The sequence below is a fragment of the Iodobacter violaceini genome (assembly GCF_011601265.1).
GTDB lineage: Bacteria > Pseudomonadota > Gammaproteobacteria > Burkholderiales > Chitinibacteraceae > Iodobacter > Iodobacter violaceini.
Genome location: NZ_JAAOLX010000009.1, coordinates 60887 through 79359 on the forward strand (window position 1 = coordinate 60887; position 18473 = coordinate 79359).

Consider the following 18473-nt stretch of genomic DNA (forward strand, 5'->3'; position numbering starts at 1 on the left):
ATCGACACTTTATCATTCTGGCTGCCTGCGCTTTTTTATCACAAAACGCGCAATCTGCAGCGCCGCCAGAGCAAGTGCAAGATGCTTCTTAATACCTTCAGAGCGCAGAGCCAATCTGGCCAGCTTTAACCAGCCCAGTACGCCCCCTGTTGGCTGGCTCATTGCCAGGCCTTCTTGCAATAAATTCACAGGCTGAGCAAAAGACTTAAGCTCTTGTCTGAGCGCCTGGCGCTGCTGCTCAGCTTTAAGCTGCAAAAACTGCTTGCGGTAGAAGCGCGCTAATTTCATGCCTCTTCCTCAGCGGCAATATGAAGCAAAGCCTTGCGATCACGGACCAGCTCGGCGCAGGTTGCGGGGAATAAATCCGGAGCATGCTTCAGGCGGTGTCTTAAATAGCAGGCAAAAGCAACCGCCCCGCCGCCGTAAACCAGCATCAGCCCCACCGCGACCGCAATGCGGTGACTGTCCCAGAAAATAATCAGCAGTAAAACAGCTGCAAGCGCAAGGCACAGGCCTCCCAGCACAACAGCGACAGCACCCAGAATAAAATCAAACACCAGCCGCTGCAAAGCATCCTGCAGCTCCAGGCCAAACAGCTCAAGATGCGTGCCAAGTAAACCTGCAGCCTGCGCCAGAATCCGCCGCACGCCCGCTAAAAATGGAGGCGAAGATTTCACGATCAACGACGCGAAATCAACATACCTACCAGTGCACCAACCGCCGCAGCCACACCAATGGCCTGCCACGGATGATCGTGCACATATTCATCCGTTACTTTTGCAGCCTGTTTTGCCTTAGCAACAGCAACTTGCTCAACTTCATACAGGCGGGTTTTTGCAGCACGCAAACGTTCCACAGCACGGGCATACAGCGCCTCGGCATCTTTGCCCCCTGCCTGAGAAGCTTCAGCCAGCAATTGCTCTGCTTCTTGTAAGATATCTTGTGATTGATCGAGTAATGTTTCACTGTTGGTATTCATAAGAAAAACTCCTTAGAACTACATGAGAAAAAAACTGACACAAGCTAAGAGATAGCGCAAAAGTTCCTTACTTACACAAAACGCATAGAGAGATCTACCGCCTGAATATCCTTAGTGAGCTTGCCAACAGAAATACGCTGTACGCCTGTTTCGGCAATCTCCCTGACCGTGGTTTCATCAACCCCGCCCGAGGCTTCAAGCACTGCACGATCGCCAGCAAGAGCGACCGCTGCGCGTAAATCAGTCAGGTTCATATTATCGAGCAAGACTAATTTAGCCCCGGCATGTAACGCCTGCTCCAGCTCATGCAGGGTTTCTACTTCTATCTGAATACTAACACCAACAGGTGCAAGTTTTTCGGCTGCATGTAAGGCTGCGGCAATACTACCAGCAGCCATAATATGGTTTTCTTTAATCAGTATGCCATCGTAAAGGCCAATGCGCTGATTCTCCCCTCCGCCTGCGGTGACAGCATACTTCTGTGCAAGCCGCAAACCCGGCAGCGTTTTGCGCGTGTCATGGATTTTTGCCTTAGTGTGTGCAATCAAATCCACATAACGCCGCGTTTCAGTGGCTACAGCAGAGAGCGTTTGCAGAAAATTCAAAGCACTGCGCTCTGCCGTTAATAAACTGCGCGCTGCGCCCTCAATACGGCAAAGCGGCTGATCTGCAGCAATTTGCTCCGCTTCTTTGATCAGCCATTCTACTTTTACCCCGGCATCCACCTGACGAAATACTTCATCAAACCAGGCCTGGCCGCAAATCACCGCGCTTTGCCGGGCTATGACCGTGGCTGTGCCCTGAACATCGTCCGCAATCAGCATAGCAGTCCAGTCACAAATTCCCAGATCCTCCTGCAAAGCAGCAGAGACTTGGGCGGCAATAAGGTGCGAAGCAGGAATCATTGTTTTTCCATCATTCAATCTTTTGGGGATAAGTGGCCTTGCTGCCCTGTTCAGGATCAAGGCCTTAGAAATTACTCACAACAGGGAAGCACTAAAGGGGCAATGGCGGCCGCCAGCTCTTGCTGAATTCTCGCCAAGCCCTGCGCCGTTTGCGCCTCCATTCTGAGTGTAAGCACGGGCGTTGTATTGGACGCCCTGATCAAACCAAAACCATCCGCATATTCAATACGTAATCCGTCGATTGTAAAAATACGTAAGGCACGCGGAAAAACTACATTTTTAGCAATATCAGCCACAAGGCTATGGCCATCCTGCTCTAAAGCCACTTGTAACTCGGGGGTAGAAACCGACTGAGGCAAAGCCGCGAGCATCTGATCTAAATCACCGCCGGCAATCATGCTTAAAAACCGCGCACCTGCAAAGAGCGCATCATCATCAGGCCAGTCTTTAAAGGCAAAATGCCCGGATAACTCCCCGGCCAGCAAAGCCTTTGAAGCGTACATATGCCGCTTCATATGACCATGCCCGGTTGGAATCGCAGCGCATGTGCCGCCTTTGCTGCTCACCCACTCACCAATTAAGCCGCTTGATTTCACATCATATAAAATATGCCCCGGCTGCTTTTCCAGCAGCGCCGCAGCAAACAACATCAGTAAGCGATCGCCGGGAATACTTTCACCGTGACGGGTAACCACGCCCAGACGATCGCCATCACCATCAAATGCGAGACCAATATCCGCCTGCTGCTCCTGCACCACCTGCTTTAAATCGGTCAGATTGGCTTCCACCTGAGGATCAGGATGATGGTTTGGAAAAGCGCCGTCCACCTTGCAATAAAGCTCAACCACCTCACAGCCCAGAGCGCGGTATAAATCCGGCGCAAAAGCGCCCGGAACACCATTACCGCAATCCACCACAATTTTAAAGCGTTTAGCTATGGGACATGCTGCCAGTACAGCCGCATAATACGCGTCGGCAATTTGCAGCGTTGTATGCTCACCCTGCCCCCGGACAAAATCATCGGCTTCAATTCGTTGCCGTAAAGCCTGCAAAGCTTCACCGTCGATGGTTTCGCCTGCCAGCGTAATCTTAATACCATTATAGTCAGCAGGATTATGGCTACCTGTAATCATCACCCCCGATCCTGCAGCATACTGGCGCGCAGCAAAATACAGCAAGGGCGTGGCGGCCAAGCCTAAATCCAGCACATTTATCCCGCTTGCCAGCAGCGCATCAATCAATGCCTGAGCTAATGCGGGGCTGGAAAAACGTCCGTCTCTTGCCAGCGCAATTTGCTTTACACCACGCTGATGTGCTTCAGCACCGATACCAAGACCAATAAAATAGGCAGCTTCAGGGGTAAGCAATGAAGTTTGCGCACGAATATCATAGGCTTTAAAAAGCCGGGGAGAAATGACTGGCACGTGTTATTCCTTAACGGGGTAACGGCAAGTGGCTCTGAAAAAAACGATGCAGGGTTTGAGGCAGCCATTGCAATTTACCCGGCATAGCGCCCGATGCAAAGCCCACATGGCCACCTTCCAGAGGTTGAACCAAAGTAACGTGCCCGGACACATCGCCTTGCGCGGGTAAAGATTCTGCCGGGACAAAGGGATCGTTTTTCGTATTAATGACCAGGCTGGGCAAGCTGATTTTAGATAAATAAGGCTTACAGCTCGCGCTTTGCCAGTAGTGCTCTACACTCTTAAAGCCATGCACCGGAGCCGTGACCAAATGATCAAACTCCCGCAGCGTTGTGGCAAGACGCAGGCTGTGCTGATCCAGAAAGGGGTTATCGACGAGTTTCAGTTTAGCAAAGGTTTTCTTACGTAAGCTGCGCAAAAATTCACGCGTATAGACCCTGCGATTAAATCCCTGATCCAATGCATTGCCTGTGGCCGTTAAATCCATGGGCGCGCACACCGCTGCAGCCGCATTAATAACTGCCGCCGCTGCATCGCCCTGCTCTCCCAGCCATTTAAGTAGTGCATTCCCCCCCAGAGAAACACCTACAGCAAAGATAGGCACATCAGGATGCTGGGCACGAATACGGCAGAGCACCCAATCTATTTCCCCAGAATCCCCCGCATGGTAAGCCCTGGGTAAACGGTTGATCACATTGCCACAGGAACGAAAATGCGGCACAACACCCCGCCAGCCTTGCGTATACAGAAAATCAAACAAAGAGGTGGCGTAATGACTACGCGAACTCCCTTCCAGCCCATGAAATAACACCACCAGCGGCGTACCTGCACGGCCATCGACCCAATCCACCACAATGGAATCCAAATCAGGTGTAATCCAGGATTCCCTGCGATATGCAGGTGCTTTTTTCCACATCAGCGTGGCAGGATAAATGGTTTGCGCGTGCCCGCCAGGTAACCAGACAGGGGCCGAATAAGCCGGTATAGCAAAGGGAAAAGCGCGAGACATAGAATGAAACCCGGACAAACAACAGAAAAAAGGGGCGAATTAACGCCCCTTTATTTTACTACAAATGCTTACACATCATTTGCTTCAGATTTCAAATAAATAACATCTTTGCAATTGATCCTGCGTTTAATCAAGACCACGGCTAGCAAGGTAATCCTCATAACCACCCACATAGTAGTTATATGTGCCATCACCATTCAGCTCTAAGATTTGCGTAGCCAGCGAGCTTACAAAAATCCGGTCATGGGATACAAATAACAGAGTGCCTTTGAATAAATCCAAAGCCAGATTCAAAGATTCGATCGACTCCATATCCATATGGTTAGTCGGCTCATCCATAATCAGCACATTAGGTGTCTCTAAAATCAGTTTACCGTACAGCATGCGGCCTTTTTCACCGCCTGACAGCACTTTGACCGATTTTTTAACATCGTCACCACCAAATAATAAGCGGCCTAAAATACCGCGGATCACTTGGTCATCGGTGCCTGGCTGGCTCCACTGCTTCATCCAGTCAAACAGCGTGATATCTTCTTCGAAATCAGCTTCATGATCCTGAGCAAAATAACCCAGCTGCGCTTTTTCTGCCCATTTGATCTTGCCGCTATCGGGATGAATCACATCCATCAGCAGCTTCATCAGTGTGGATTTACCCACACCATTACCACCAATTACGGCAATCTTCTGGCCCGCCTCCAGAATCAGATCAAGATTTTGAATCAAAGGCTGATCAAAAGACTTGGAAACCAGGGAAAGCTCAACAGCCTGACGATGCAGCTTGGCTTTTTCATCCACTTCAAAACGGATATATGGATTCTGACGGCTGGATGGTTTGACATCCACCATGCCCTCTTTAATCTTATCAGCCAGCTTCAGACGGCTGGTCGCCTGACGAGCTTTGGATTTATTAGCAGAGAAACGCGCAGCAAAGGAATTAAGCTCAGCCACTTTTTCTTTGGCTTTCTGATTATCTGTCAGCAAACGCTCACGTGCTTGCGTAGAAGCAATCATGTAATCATCGTAAGTGCCCGGATAGATGCGAATTTCACGGAAATCCACATCCGCCACGTGAGTACATACCTGATTCAAAAAGTGCCTGTCGTGCGAAATAATAATCATGGTGGAATCGCGCTCATTGAGCGAGTTTTCCAGCCAGCGAATCGTGTTGATATCCAGGTTATTCGTTGGCTCATCGAGCAGCAACACTTCCGGATTAGAAAACAACGCCTGCGCCAGCAATACGCGAAGCTTCCAGCCCGGAGCCACATCACTCATCGGGCCAAAATGCTGCTCAATCGGAATACCCGCCCCCAACAGCAATGCGCCAGCGCGCGCTTCAGCGGTGTAACCATCGTATTCGGCCACTTTGCCTTCCAGCTCAGCAGCACGCATATAATCATCTTCTGTTGCTTCTAAATTAGCATAAATCGCATCGCGCTCAGCCAGTACCGCCCACAGCTCTGTATGGCCCTGCATGACCACATCAATTACGCGGCAGTCTTCAAAAGCAAACTGGTCCTGCTTCAGCTTACCTAAGCGCACACCTGGCTCTAAGCTTACATTCCCGGCAGTTGGCTCTAAATCGCCACCCAAAATCTTCATAAATGTAGATTTACCGCAGCCATTTGCACCAATCAAACCATAGCGATTGCCATCACCAAATTTTACTGAAACCTTTTCAAATAAAGGCTTTGCACCAAATTGCATTGTAATATTAAAAGTACTGATCATGATTCGTTTACCCTATTGCTGCACACAAACACCGTTGTATTATTTAAAAAAATGATGGCTTGCCGCTTTCGCACAGATTCTTAATCTGCAATATTTAAAGCACTCATTTTGCTTTGTTGACTATGGCTCAGACACAGTGCTGTTTTCTAAAACAAACACAAAGCGGCCCCTTGCTTACTTATATAAATCAGCCAAGCATGCCAAGTGCTGTCTACCCTGTTTCCATACAGATACATCATTGTATTTTAAAGAAAAATATCTTTTGCTATTTTGCCTGGCAAGATACAGCAGCCATACACAATGTACTGATTTTCCTCTTTACAGCGCACAAGCATCATTAAGAGTTATAAACGGGTATGCGCCACCGCAAAGCTATGCAGCCTGTTGCGCCAGCATAAAGGCGGGGATTTTATCACAGCACGGCCACTTGATCGCCATGCCATGCATACCAACCGATCAGATGCAGTACAGAAAGGGTGAAAACAATGGCTGCAGCGGCATTAATTCCGTAAGCAAAGCTTTAATCAGCCAGAGCTGCGACGCTATACTAAAGCGACTTCCTTTCAATTTACCTATACTCATGTGGTACTTATCACAGGCAGCATCTGCTGTTGTAAAGCAGAGAATAATGACAAAAGCATATTTCTTTCTATTTATGTAAAATAGCGCGGCATTTAGCCTGAATAATTAACACAATTAGCTTTCAATTATATTAAGAATATAAGTTATTCAGCATATTAATATCGCCACTTACTGAGTCTTCATTCAAAAAAAACTAATTAAATATCTTTTAACCACTTTTGTGCAGCAAGGTAGGACAAGCAATGTTTGATATCAAAGGCCTTGTAAATTCACTCTTTCAGTCTGCCCCGCAAGAGGGCGTTTTTGATTTAAAGTCAGCCACTATTTTTATGGAAGAGCTGCCTGAAAGCGATATTTTGCAAGCACAAATAGAAATTGTAAAAGCGTTAAAACAACTCAATAGCAATCCTAAAATCAGCATGAACGAACGCTTCAAGACGATTCCCTATCTTGAAGAAAAAGCCCAGCCACTGCAAAGCCACCTTTTAGATATTTATCATGGGCGCGTTATTGAAGAAGGCACCACATCTCACCAGGTGCTGCCTGCCATTTTAAATTTCTGGTATGAAATGGCAACGGGATATTTAAGCTGCATTAAGCAAGGCAGCCAGAAGAAATTTATCTCATCACAAAAAATTGAATATTTCACACTCAGGGCAATGGATCTTTATGCGATCCAGGCACAGTATGCTTATATGCGCCATTTAGAAATTGACCACCATATTTGGCGCAACCTTAACCGCCTTTATCTGTTTGCCGAGCAAGGTGGTTTTACAGATAAACCCCAGATCAGCCAGGCCAATATCAGTATTTATCAAATCTATGTGCAAGCACTGATGCTCTCTTTATCTGCTCCGGAAAAAATACAGTCCGCACAAATTGAGCTTATCGCCATCTGGCTTAAAAAATGGGCTGCTGATCTGGTTTTAGATAAAGAACTCAAACCTCATCATCACTTATTTGCCATCAATATATCTGGCAGCACGCCCCCAAAAAGAATCCGCCGGGATATGGTTGGGGAAAACTGGCGCTACTGGTCTGCAGATTCAATTACCGCGCAAATCACGCCATTAATTGAACAATTCAGCAAAGGGCAAACCCCTGCAGCCTTAGGCCTGCCGGCTGAATCGAACTCTCCTTCCAACTTAGAACTATTGCATACGCTGCGTAATTTGTGGTCCCGTGATGCGGTTACCCCTGTCAGAAAGCACGAAAGGCAAAGTAATAATAAATCAATCAGGGTGATTACTGGCTTACACAACATCGTGCCATTTATAGCCCAGCAGGGAAAAGTAGCCACAAACAGCGCAGATCAGATCAATGCAGAAAAATGGGAGCTGGGAGATGAAAGCAGCAGCGGATTTGGCTTAAATTACCATAGTGAAACTCAAATTGAAGTGGGTGAGCTATTGGGCCTGAACAATATAACAAACCATCCGTTTACAATTGGCATTGTGCGGCGCTTTAACCGCAGCCAAAAAGGCTATGTCAGCGTTGGTGTAGAAACACTGACTCAAAGCCCGATTATTGTTGAGCTTACCCCCTTGCTGGCCGAAGAAAGTACGGCATGCATTTATGCACCGGAAGGCCCAAGCAGTAACCCTGCACGTTTTCTGATTATTCCTCAGGCTATTTTTGCAGATAGCAGAGAGTATAAATTTACTGCGCAGGGAAAAAGCTACCGTATCCGCCTCTCCCCCGCACTGGAACACACGCCCAACTTTGTACTAGCCAAATTTACAGTACTGGAAAAGCTCTAAGCCCCCTGCCCAATATTTTTTATTTTTTTAACAAATTTCTTTACACATTCTAAAAAGTTCCGCTATAATGCGTTCCTGTCTGAGTCGCAAGACAAAGACCCCAAGGAAGTGTGGCCGAGTGGTTTAAGGCAGCAGTCTTGAAAACTGCCGAGGATGCAAGTCCTCCGTGGGTTCGAATCCGACCGCTTCCGCCAGGATTCAAAAACCCCCTGATGAAAATCAGGGGGTTTTTTCATTTGTATATCCCTAAATAGACAATCTCAAATACTCCTCCCCATTACTCGAAATAGAATCAACAACGCAAAAAACCCCGCCGAAGCGGGGTTTTGATATTGTTTATTACTTAAACAATTAAGATTAGAAGCCTGTCCATGTACCAACAACCAGACGTTGCATGCTGTCTTTGTTGCCAGCAATACCTTGGGCTTGCCATGTGAAACCAACTGGGTTCTTGCCTGCATCGCCCAATTTGATGTAACGGTATTGAACAAAAGCCATGGTGTTTTTAGATACATTGTAACCAAGCTGAGTGCTAAACTGATCAGCCTTGTTATCGCCGCCACCGTTATCCTTGATGTGAGTCCAACCTGCATTCAAAGACAATTTGTCATTGAAGCTGTAACCAACTTTACCGTGGATCGCATCTTCTTTCACATCAGTACGGTCAAACTTGTCATGAGCCCAGTCCAAAGACAATGTAACAGGGCCAAACGCACCACGTGCACCAACAAAGAATGTGCTGTCGTAACCACTTGCAGCAACATCCGGGTTACCGGCAACTACCTTACCAGATGAATCTACCGAACCAGGAGTGGCATAAGAACCATTCTTTTGAGCCAGGTAAGAAGCATCTACGTGGAAAGCACCGAATGTTGCACCACCACCCAACTCATAACCTTGTGTGCCATTCTTTTTGTCTGTAAAGCCATTACCCAGATCAACAGATGCAAAAACGTTTACGTTGCCAAAAGTACCTTCGTAGCCAACTGCGTTGTCAAAGAATGCACCCGAACCCACACCACGGTCTTCACCAGTGTTACCCGAACCATCTGTCAGATAAGGCCAGTCTTTTTGCAAGTAAGTTTGTTGGAAAATACGACCAAACTTAACTGTACCAAAACCACCTTTTACACCAATGAAAGCTTCACGGCTACCAAATGTTTGGCCAGGAGCAGCTTTACCATCAGCAGAATAACCAGTTGCCTTGTCACTACCGCCAGGGCCTGGTTTTTGTGAAATGCGCCAGATAGTTGACAGACCATTATCCCACTTATCTGCGCCATCAAAGCTGATAATTACAGGAGTATCAATCGCGAACTTACCCTTACCATCAGCAGTTTGGTTGGTGTAATACATTACATCCAGTTCAGCAGAACCACTAATTGTAACTTCTGCGTAAGCAGAAGCGGAGCATGCTGCTGCAACAGCAGCAACGATCAGAGCACGTTTAAACATTATTCATCTCTCTCTAAAAGGGAATATGGTTTTTTTTAACTTCAGTACATCAAGGCATATTTGCTTGTGTTACGAAGCAAGAATACTCAATAGGTACAAACCCATGCAATATTGCGTCGCGTATCTGCAACATTGTGTATCCCAAATGCAACATACCCCTCATGAGAATGGCGTAAATGCTGGCACGCATGAAAAAACGCCACGATTTACATCGTGGCGTTTTTTTAGACTTTAAAGCGTCAGACCAACATTAAATGCCAGCCCGTCACTCTTATGGCAGGTTCTGAATTAGAACGCTGTCCATGTACCTACTAACAAGCGTGTTGCATTTTTCTTGTTTGAACCAACAGAACCATCCAGCTGCCAGTCATTTTTCATCACACTAGCCTGACCAGCTGTGTCGAACATGTGATGGCGAACTTGAGCAAAAGCTACAGTGTTTTTAGACAGTGTGTAGTTGTACTGAGCGTTGATAACGTTCATACCGTCATCGTACTTAGTGCCATCAGTTTTGCTGTCTTGAACGCGTTGGTAGCCAAGGTTGAAGTTGTTTTTACCCATTGTGTAACCAGCAGCCACCAAGAATTGGTCAACTGTAGTTTTTTCACCTGGGCCTGCGTTCAGATTTACGGCACCATTCCATTCATTGCGTTTGTAGCCGGCTTTGAAATCGAATGCACCCATTTTATAAGCTGCATCAATATTGTAAGTACGCAGTTTGTTTTCTGCAGCACCTACAGTGAAATCACCTGAATGACCCCATTCATTACCACCGAATACCATAGGCTCGGAAGAAGCGTGCTTGCTGTTTTTAGCTTCAGAAGCGCCAGCAGAAACATTGAAACCGTAGCCTGTGTAGTTAGCTGTCAGTTCCATTGCACGTGCTGAGTTACGACCGTTACCTAAATCGTATTGACCAGCAAAGCTGAAGCCACTGAATTTAGGCGAGAAGTAGCTTACGCCATTCGCGTATTGAACTTGGTTAGAACCAAAGTCAGCCCACAGGTTACCTTGGCCTGAAGATGCAAAACCATCTAGCTCAAGGTATTGGTTAGAGAACTGGTTACCGAAGCGAACTTCACCGAATTTAGTTTCGTAACCGATCCATGCTTCACGCTTACCAAAGCTGTCGTAACGACCTGGAGTCGCTACTTTTTGAGCAATGCGCCATTTGAGTTTATCGCCAGAATCCAGTTTGTCTGAACCATCAACATTGATAACTACAGCGATTTCTTCTGCAAATTTGCCCTTACCATCTGTACCAGCCTGGTTAGTCTTGTACATCAGATCCATTTCAGCAGAACCGCTGATTGTTACATCGGCGAATGCAGGAGCTGCAAACATTGCGGATACGGCAGTAGCGATAAGAACGCGCTTAAACATACTGAGATTCCTTTATCAATTTTAGAGCCACGAATTCATAATTGAATTCGGATCCATAGGATTTGAAAGACCACTCAGCAGCGCATTTTATTTAAAGCCAACTCAGTAAAAAAACCGAATCTACTTAATTAAAAATTGAGCGAGCTAAGTGCTCCGAAGCCCGTATATAACCACAGCGTTTAATTTTGTTCTGCTGTAAAAATACCAAACCCCTATACGTAAAAATACCAACCCAATATCGATATGGCATACACTAGGTAATACACTTTATATATTGATAATCGGGCGCAAAAATACATTAAAATACAAAACAAATGTTGGAAATAATTGCAAAGAAAATTAGTAAATATTCAGCTTTTTTTTAATTGGAAATAATATATGTAAATCAGAAAAAATGAATTATTTATTTAAATGTCATTCACCCGTGACGTAATTATTTTCCCTGACTCAGCAGATAAAGCTCTTAAAAAGACCTCAGGATCTGCCAGCAATACAGCAATAAAACAGGACGACAGAACTCTCATGTTGCACATTTGCAACATGGTTTTTGCTTAAAAACTGACACTTTAAATGCTCAGTTTTAATTTACAGGGGCCCTGCCAGGCTAACTGTCGCTCATTCCCACGGCAAAGTAGCGCCCCCCAATCACACATAGAACAGCACAGGGCATACGATTAGCCATCACCATTCACTCTTAGTGTGAGGCCCTGCTAAACGGCCCCGGCACCGCGATAATAAGTGCTGTTGAAGCGTCCATGCATTGGTAAAGCCCAAGCAGCCCAAGCCCCGGAAAACAGCAGACAAAAAAATACCCGCATTGCTGCGGGTATTTTTTTAAACCGGTTAAAGCTTTAGAAGCGCTTATTTAGCGTTCCACAGAGCCTTAGTGGTATCAAGCATACGGTTGGAGAAGCCCCACTCGTTATCGTACCAGGACAATACTTTCACCAAAGTACCGCCGGAAACCTTAGTTTGCGATGCTTCATAGGTAGAGGATGCTGGATCATGGTTGAAGTCGATCGATACCAATGGCAGGTCGTTGTAGTTCAACACGCCTTTCATTGGGCCTTCGGACGCTTCTTTCATGATTTGGTTGATTTCTTCAACAGTCGTTGCACGTGCAGCAGTGAAAGTCAGATCAACCAGAGATACATTGATTGTTGGTACGCGAACAGCGAAACCATCCAGCTTGCCTTTCAGCTCTGGCAATACCAAAGCAACCGCAGCGGCAGCGCCAGTCTTAGTAGGGATCATCGAATGCGTTGCAGAACGGGCACGACGCAAGTCTTCGTGATAAACGTCTGTCAGAACCTGATCATTGGTGTAGCTGTGGATCGTGGTCATCAAACCAGAAACAAGGCCGATTTTATCGTTCAGAGGCTTAACCAGCGGCGCCAGGCAGTTGGTTGTGCATGAAGCATTCGAAATAACGGTATCGCTTGCTTTCAGCGTGTCGTGATTTACACCGAACACGATGGTTGCATCAACATCATTACCACCTGGTGCAGAAATAATGACTTTTTTCGCGCCAGCAGTAATGTGTGCTGAAGCTTTTGCCTTGCTGGCAAAGAAGCCGGTACATTCCATCACGACATCAACGCCGATTTCTGCCCATGGCAGATCAGCCGGATTACGCTGAGCACAAACACGGATTTTGTCGCCGTTTACAACCATGAAATCGCCATCAACCGATACTTTGCCAGCAAATTTACCATGCACGGTATCGTATTGAGTCAGGTGAGCATTGGTCTTAGCGTCGCCCAGATCGTTAATTGCCACGATTTGGAATTCATCAGTACGGCCAGACTCATACAAAGCGCGCAGTACATTGCGACCGATACGACCGTAGCCGTTAATTGCGATACGAATTGCTGCCATTGCCTGGTGCTCCTCAGAGAGTTCAGAAAAAACGCGCCCGCTACTGAGACGCGCATAAAAAAATTGAATACAAAGAATACCCAACTGTCGTCTTGCTGACGATATGGCTATTCCCTATAAATAATGAAATATTGATGTAAATCTTAGGGCAGGCAAATTTTTATACCCACGCACAGAGCGATGAAAGACGCGCGGGAAAAAATCAAACCACCATACTTTTATGACTTAGCTAATGCAGCTGCGGCACGGGCCAGCGCAGTAATACCAGCCCAATCGCCAGCAGCAACCATTTCTTTAGGGGCCAGCCATGATCCGCCCACACACCCAACATTTGGCAAGGCCAATAGCTTAGGTGCTGATTCCGGGCTTACACCACCAGTCGGGCAGAATAAAATTTGCGGCAATGGGCCACCCATTGCTTTAAGCATGCTTAAACTGCCTGCTTGCTCGGCAGGGAATAGTTTCAGTGCATCGAAACCTTCTTCCAGTGCTGCAATCGCCTCGGATGGTGTCATTACACCGGGCAGTAATTCAATTTTTGCTTCGCGGGCAGCAGCAGCCAGCTTAGGGGTCAGGCCAGGTGTCACCGCAAATACCGCACCTGCAGCTTTAGCTTGTGCAAATTGCTCCGGGCGAACGACGGTGCCCACACCCACAATAGCACCGGGCACGTTATCCACAATGGCACGCACAGCAGCCAAAGCGGCATCGGTACGCAGAGTGACTTCCAGTACACGAATACCGCCTTCAACCAAAGCCTTGGCCAAAGGGACTGCGTGCTCTACTTTCTCGATTACCAAAACCGGCATCACCGGACAAGAGCGCATGATTTCGCGAATTTGCATGGGGTTGTTCTTCCTGTTCTCGTAAATATTTAATAGATCAGATTGCTTAAATTCCATTTTATATACTTAAGGGCGACTTAGCCGCCCAGAAAGCAATGGAATCAAACCAATCTGAATGACTTCATTAATGGGCAAGGCCCATGCTGATTGCGCCTTCTTCAGCGCCAGTTGCTGCAGCCCGGAATGTGGCGAACAACTCGCGCCCCATACCATGCTCATTAGCGGACAAATCCGCTGTATCCACGGTACGCGCGGCCCATTCAGCAGCATCGACCTTCGCTTCAACCACACCCGCATCCGCATCAAGGCGGATGATGTCACCATTTCTCACCTTGCCCAGAGGGCCGCCATTCAAGACTTCTGGCGTCATATGAATAGCAGAAGGCACTTTGCCCGACGCGCCAGACATACGGCCATCGGTCACCAAAGCCACTTTAAAACCACGATCCTGCAAGAGGCCCAGCACAGGAGTCAGCTTATGCAGCTCCGGCATCCCATTGGCACGCGGCCCCTGGAAGCGCAGAACCACCACAAAGTCTTTTTCCAGCTCACCGCGCTTAAATGCAGCCAGCACATCGTCCTGATCATCAAATACAATGGCTGGCGCTTCTACACAGCGATTTTCTGGCTTAACCGCAGAAATTTTGATGACAGAGCGGCCAAGATTACCCGCCAGTAAACGTAAACCACCGTCAGCACTAAATGGGTTGCTTGCATGGCGAACCACATTATCATCGACAGGCTCAAGAGGAGCCGGACGCCATACCGCTTTGCCATCTTCGCCAAGGAAAGGCTCGTTCGCATACGGGCGCAAGCTCTTGCCAGCTACCGTCAGCACGTCTTCATGCAACAAGCCCGCGTCGAGCAATTCACGTATTAAAAAGCCCATTCCGCCCGCTGCATGGAAATGATTTACATCGGCAGAGCCATTTGGATAAATTTTTGCCAGCAAAGGAATAATGGCCGATAAATCGTCAAAATCGCTCCAGTCAATAATGATGCCCGCAGCCCGTGCAATGGCAATCAAGTGAATGGTGTGATTGGTCGATCCGCCCGTGGCCATCAGACCAACAATGCCGTTTACGATACATTTTTCATCGACCACTTTACCTACTGGCGTAAATTCATCGCCTTTATATGTAATAGCAATCGCACGTTGCGCCGCAGCAACAGTCAGGGCTTCGCGTAAGGGAGTATTAGGATTAACGAAAGCTGCGCCAGGCAAATGCAGGCCCATCACTTCCATTAACATTTGATTTGAGTTGGCTGTACCAAAAAATGTACAAGTGCCTGCTCCGTGATAAGAGCCTTCTTCAGAAGCCAGCAGTTCTTCACGCCCGCATTTGCCCTCAGCAAATAACTGACGCGCTTTGGCTTTTTCACTATTTGCAATACCCGAAGTCATCGGGCCGGCAGGAACAAAAACTGTTGGCAGGTGGCCAAACTGCAGGGCTCCAATCAGTAAACCCGGCACAATCTTGTCGCAGACCCCTAAGCAAACCACGCTATCAAACACATTATGCGAAAGCCCCACAGCGGTGGACATAGCAATCACATCACGGCTGAACAGGCTAAGCTCCATGCCTGGCTGGCCTTGCGTCACGCCATCGCACATGGCGGGAACACCACCTGCAAATTGAGCGGTAGCCCCTGACTGACGCACGGCTTCTTTAATAATGGCGGGAAAGGCCTCAAAAGGCTGATGCGCCGACAGCATGTCATTGTAAGCAGAGACAATTCCCAGATTGGGCTGACGCATTTCGCGCATCATAATTTTGTCGTTTTCTGGCGCTGCAGCCCAGGCATGAGCCTGATTAGTACAGGCTAAGCCTTTACGCAGCGGCTCCTTACTGGCAGCCTTCTCAAGGCGTGCTAAATAACGGGAGCGTGGGCCTTGGCTTCTTGCGATAATACGCGCAGTGACTTCGGCAAGCTTGGGATGAACAGACATAGACAAAGGCTCCGAGTTACGGCGCGATCACAGCACGCCACGTGCATTTCTATAAAATTGATCGTAGTTTTACTACAAAGCACCTATAACTTCAACCGCAGCAGCTTGGAAATTTCATTTCATTGCGCTGCATCAATAGTCAACATTTACACAGGGTTACCATTCTGCGCTACGTGTTAACCCCCACCATTCATGGCCCTTGGCGAATTTCGTTTGCGCCGCTATTTAGCTGTGTAGTAAGATTACAAAGTCTTACGTGCCCGCCAAGGCCCGAAAACCGACTCAAGAATAAGGACTCTCGCGGATGACTCAGATCGACGCTTTCGACATGGTGCTGTTCGGCGGCACTGGCGACTTGGTAATGCGCAAATTACTTCCTGCGCTCTACCATCAACATCAAGAAGGCAATCTGCCCCAGGAAGGACGCATCGTCTGTTTGGGCCGCAGCGTTCCGGATACTGCCGCTTACCTCAAAAAAGCCCATGCTTTAGCTGTAGGCTATCTGGGCAAACACTACAACGACGCCGACTGGGCAACGTTTGCTGAACGGATTGAATATCTGCAACTGGATGCCAACCACCCTGCAGAATTCACCAAGCTGGCCGATGCACTTAATGCCTTTCCAAAACGCGTTCGTGTGTTTTATCTGTCAACTGCACCTGATTTATTCGCCCCTATTTCTAAAAGCCTGTCTGAAGTTGGCCTTGCCGCTGGCAATGCCCGTGTGGTGCTTGAAAAGCCGCTGGGACACGATTTAGCTTCATCAAACAAGATTAATGATGAAGTCGGTGAGTATTTCCAGGAACACCAAATTTATCGCATCGACCATTATTTGGGCAAAGAACCTGTTCAGAACTTAATGGCTCTGCGCTTTGCCAACACCTTGCTCGAGCCACTATGGCGCAGAGAATGGATTCGCGATGTACAAATCACCGTGACCGAGCAGGTCGGTGTTGAATCGCGTGCCGATTTCTACGATAAGACCGGTGCGCTGCGTGATATGGTACAAAACCATCTCTTACAGCTGCTGACAATTGTCGCCATGGAGCCGCCTGCATCGATCGATGCCGACGCGGTTCGTGATGAAAAGCTTAAAATTTTACGCGCCTTAAAACCCCTCTCTACTGAAGATGTGCACACCAAAGTCGTGCGCGGTCAGTATCGTGCAGGTGCCGTGGCTGGCAAGCCTGTACCGGGTTATCTGGATGAGCCGGATGTTCCGGCTGGCTCAAAAACCGAAACCTTTGTTGCTCTGAAGGCTGAAATCCAAACCTGGCGCTGGGCAGGCGTACCGTTTTATCTGCGCACCGGCAAACGTTTATCCGAGCGCCTTGCTGAGATCGTGATTAATTTCCGTGAAGCGCCGCATTCTATTTATGGCCGCACAGCCAGTACGCCAAACCGCCTGGTCATTCAGCTGCAACCTGATGAATCCGTACGCCTCTATATGATGGCAAAAGAGCCAGGTAATCAGGGCCGCCTGCGTCCTGTTCACCTGGATATGGATTTCAAAGAAACCTTCAAAACACGCAGCCCTGAAGCCTACGAGCGCCTGTTGCTGGATGTGATTCGCGGCGATCTGTCGCTGTTTGTACGCCGCGACGAGCAGCGTGCCGCATGGCGCTGGGTTGAGCCTATCATTGATAACTGGGAAAGCAGCTCTGATGGCCCTAAGCCATACACTGCAGGAACATGGGGCCCGGCAGCATCATCCGCCCTGTTGTCCCGTGATGGCCTGTGCTGGCACGAAGAAGATTAAATCAAGTATTTGAATCAGGCGGGCCGGTTTTCTGGCCCGCTCTTTCATTATCATGAGGTAAAGCATGTCATCACTGTCATGGCACGAATGTTCATCCAAAGACGAATTAGATCAACAACTGGCAGATTTTATTGCTGAGCAATTAAGCACTGCCATTGCTGCACGCGGCCAGGCGGGGATTGCTGTCTCAGGTGGCAGAACACCTGCAGGCATGTTTAAAGCGTTGCGGGTAAAAGAATTAGACTGGTCAAAAGTCATCGTTACCTTAGCGGATGAGCGCTGGGTTGCTCCCGATCATGCAGACAGTAATGAGCGCCTGACGCGTGAAAACCTGCTGCAGGACAATGCAGCCAAAGCGACTTTTATTTCGCAAGTGTCAGATGCCAGCTCCGCCCATGAAGGCCAGCCAAGCATTGAAGCACGCCTCGCTGCACTGCCCTCGCCACTGGATGTCCTGATTTTAGGCATGGGAGATGATGGCCATACCGCATCGCTGTTCCCCAATGCTGCAGAGCTTGAAAGCGCCTGTGTATCCAGCGCCCTGTGCGCAGCCGTCACCCCTCCGGCAGCGCCGCATCAGCGCATTACGCTCACCCTGCCTGCGCTTGCCAAAGCGCGGTCGGTAATCGTACATATCACTGGCGGGAGTAAAAAAGCATTATTGCAAGTGGCACTCTCTGAACAAAAACCACTTACAGAGCAATACCCTATCCGCCGTGTTCTGGATAAGGCAGAAAGCGCCAAACACGTGTTCTGGGCAGCCTGATTCGGATGCTTCAACTCCCTGATAAGTGCTTTTGCAAAATTTTCCC

15 protein-coding genes and 1 tRNA gene are annotated in these 18473 nt (G+C 48.0%); 4 read left to right on the forward strand and 12 right to left on the reverse strand.

Annotated elements, in window-relative coordinates; all coding sequences use genetic code 11:
• Positions 1 to 12: 12 nt before the first annotated feature.
• The 7 genes from HA050_RS16845 to HA050_RS16875 form a co-directional block, all read right to left on the reverse strand.
• Complete coding sequence (locus HA050_RS16845; RefSeq protein WP_166828706.1) at positions 13 to 288, reverse strand: hypothetical protein; 276 nt, start codon at positions 286 to 288, stop codon at positions 13 to 15.
• Positions 285 to 677: a phage holin family protein gene (locus tag HA050_RS16850; RefSeq protein ID WP_166828709.1), complete on the reverse strand. Its 393-nt coding sequence runs from the start codon at positions 675 to 677 to the stop codon at positions 285 to 287. Before HA050_RS16850 ends, HA050_RS16845 begins: the two co-directional genes overlap by 4 nt.
• 2 nt (positions 678 to 679) lie before the next feature.
• A complete protein-coding gene (locus tag HA050_RS16855; RefSeq protein ID WP_099398611.1) occupies positions 680 to 979 on the reverse strand; it encodes an ElaB/YgaM/YqjD family protein in 300 nt (99 codons plus the stop codon).
• 71 nt (positions 980 to 1050) lie between these two features.
• The gene (gene nadC / locus HA050_RS16860; protein ID WP_166828713.1) at positions 1051 to 1884 is read right to left on the reverse strand and encodes a carboxylating nicotinate-nucleotide diphosphorylase; all 834 of its coding nucleotides are present in this window, start codon (positions 1882 to 1884) and stop codon (positions 1051 to 1053) included.
• A gap of 71 nt (positions 1885 to 1955) precedes the next feature.
• Positions 1956 to 3308 carry a phosphomannomutase/phosphoglucomutase gene (locus tag HA050_RS16865; RefSeq protein WP_166828716.1) on the reverse strand — a complete coding sequence of 451 codons (1353 nt, stop codon included), beginning with the start codon at positions 3306 to 3308 and terminating at the stop codon, positions 1956 to 1958.
• A 10-nt stretch (positions 3309 to 3318) separates the two neighbouring features.
• Complete coding sequence (locus HA050_RS16870; protein ID WP_166828719.1) at positions 3319 to 4317, reverse strand: YheT family hydrolase; 999 nt, start codon at positions 4315 to 4317, stop codon at positions 3319 to 3321.
• A gap of 126 nt (positions 4318 to 4443) precedes the next feature.
• The gene (locus tag HA050_RS16875; protein WP_166828722.1) at positions 4444 to 6048 is read right to left on the reverse strand and encodes an ABC-F family ATPase; all 1605 of its coding nucleotides are present in this window, start codon (positions 6046 to 6048) and stop codon (positions 4444 to 4446) included.
• An 824-nt stretch (positions 6049 to 6872) separates the two neighbouring features.
• Between HA050_RS16875 and HA050_RS16880 the strand changes: the two genes are divergently transcribed.
• On the forward strand, positions 6873 to 8390 hold the full coding sequence (locus tag HA050_RS16880; RefSeq protein WP_166828725.1) for a cyclic-di-GMP receptor FimW-related protein: 1518 nt from the start codon (positions 6873 to 6875) through the stop codon (positions 8388 to 8390).
• 104 nt (positions 8391 to 8494) lie between these two features.
• Positions 8495 to 8584 (forward strand) — tRNA-Ser (locus HA050_RS16885).
• A gap of 163 nt (positions 8585 to 8747) precedes the next feature.
• Here HA050_RS16885 and HA050_RS16890 read toward each other — a convergent pair.
• From HA050_RS16890 to edd, 5 genes are all read right to left on the reverse strand, one after another.
• Positions 8748 to 9845, reverse strand: coding sequence for a porin (locus tag HA050_RS16890; RefSeq protein WP_166828728.1), 1098 nt, complete (start codon positions 9843 to 9845; stop codon positions 8748 to 8750).
• Positions 9846 to 10133: 288 nt separating this feature from the next.
• The gene (locus HA050_RS16895; protein ID WP_166828731.1) at positions 10134 to 11228 is read right to left on the reverse strand and encodes a porin; all 1095 of its coding nucleotides are present in this window, start codon (positions 11226 to 11228) and stop codon (positions 10134 to 10136) included.
• 861 nt (positions 11229 to 12089) lie between these two features.
• A complete protein-coding gene (gene gap, locus HA050_RS16900; RefSeq protein WP_099398614.1) occupies positions 12090 to 13106 on the reverse strand; it encodes a type I glyceraldehyde-3-phosphate dehydrogenase in 1017 nt (338 codons plus the stop codon).
• 218 nt (positions 13107 to 13324) lie between these two features.
• Positions 13325 to 13951 carry a bifunctional 4-hydroxy-2-oxoglutarate aldolase/2-dehydro-3-deoxy-phosphogluconate aldolase gene (gene eda / locus HA050_RS16905; RefSeq protein ID WP_099398602.1) on the reverse strand — a complete coding sequence of 209 codons (627 nt, stop codon included), beginning with the start codon at positions 13949 to 13951 and terminating at the stop codon, positions 13325 to 13327.
• 124 nt (positions 13952 to 14075) lie between these two features.
• Complete coding sequence (edd, locus tag HA050_RS16910; protein ID WP_166828734.1) at positions 14076 to 15902, reverse strand: phosphogluconate dehydratase; 1827 nt, start codon at positions 15900 to 15902, stop codon at positions 14076 to 14078.
• A 304-nt stretch (positions 15903 to 16206) separates the two neighbouring features.
• Here edd and zwf point away from each other — a divergent pair, with 304 nt between their 5' ends.
• The gene (gene zwf / locus HA050_RS16915) at positions 16207 to 17661 is read left to right on the forward strand and encodes a glucose-6-phosphate dehydrogenase (protein ID WP_099398600.1); all 1455 of its coding nucleotides are present in this window, start codon (positions 16207 to 16209) and stop codon (positions 17659 to 17661) included.
• A 64-nt stretch (positions 17662 to 17725) separates the two neighbouring features.
• Positions 17726 to 18427, forward strand: a complete 702-nt coding sequence (gene pgl / locus HA050_RS16920; protein WP_166828738.1) for a 6-phosphogluconolactonase — start codon at positions 17726 to 17728, stop codon at positions 18425 to 18427.
• The last annotated feature ends 46 nt before the right edge of the window (positions 18428 to 18473 follow it).

Coding starts and splice junctions, on each gene's coding strand:
- HA050_RS16845 (WP_166828706.1), bottom strand. CDS start 288: ATGAAATTAGCGCGCTTCTACCGCAAGCAGTTTTTGCAGCTTAAAGCT.
- eda (WP_099398602.1), bottom strand. CDS start 13,951: ATGCAAATTCGCGAAATCATGCGCTCTTGTCCGGTGATGCCGGTTTTG.
- zwf (WP_099398600.1), top strand. CDS start 16,207: ATGACTCAGATCGACGCTTTCGACATGGTGCTGTTCGGCGGCACTGGC.
- HA050_RS16880 (WP_166828725.1), top strand. CDS start 6,873: ATGTTTGATATCAAAGGCCTTGTAAATTCACTCTTTCAGTCTGCCCCG.
- pgl (WP_166828738.1), top strand. CDS start 17,726: ATGTCATCACTGTCATGGCACGAATGTTCATCCAAAGACGAATTAGAT.
- gap (WP_099398614.1), bottom strand. CDS start 13,106: ATGGCAGCAATTCGTATCGCAATTAACGGCTACGGTCGTATCGGTCGC.
- HA050_RS16855 (WP_099398611.1), bottom strand. CDS start 979: ATGAATACCAACAGTGAAACATTACTCGATCAATCACAAGATATCTTA.
- HA050_RS16895 (WP_166828731.1), bottom strand. CDS start 11,228: ATGTTTAAGCGCGTTCTTATCGCTACTGCCGTATCCGCAATGTTTGCA.
- HA050_RS16875 (WP_166828722.1), bottom strand. CDS start 6,048: ATGATCAGTACTTTTAATATTACAATGCAATTTGGTGCAAAGCCTTTA.
- HA050_RS16890 (WP_166828728.1), bottom strand. CDS start 9,845: ATGTTTAAACGTGCTCTGATCGTTGCTGCTGTTGCAGCAGCATGCTCC.
- HA050_RS16870 (WP_166828719.1), bottom strand. CDS start 4,317: ATGTCTCGCGCTTTTCCCTTTGCTATACCGGCTTATTCGGCCCCTGTC.
- edd (WP_166828734.1), bottom strand. CDS start 15,902: ATGTCTGTTCATCCCAAGCTTGCCGAAGTCACTGCGCGTATTATCGCA.
- nadC (WP_166828713.1), bottom strand. CDS start 1,884: ATGATTCCTGCTTCGCACCTTATTGCCGCCCAAGTCTCTGCTGCTTTG.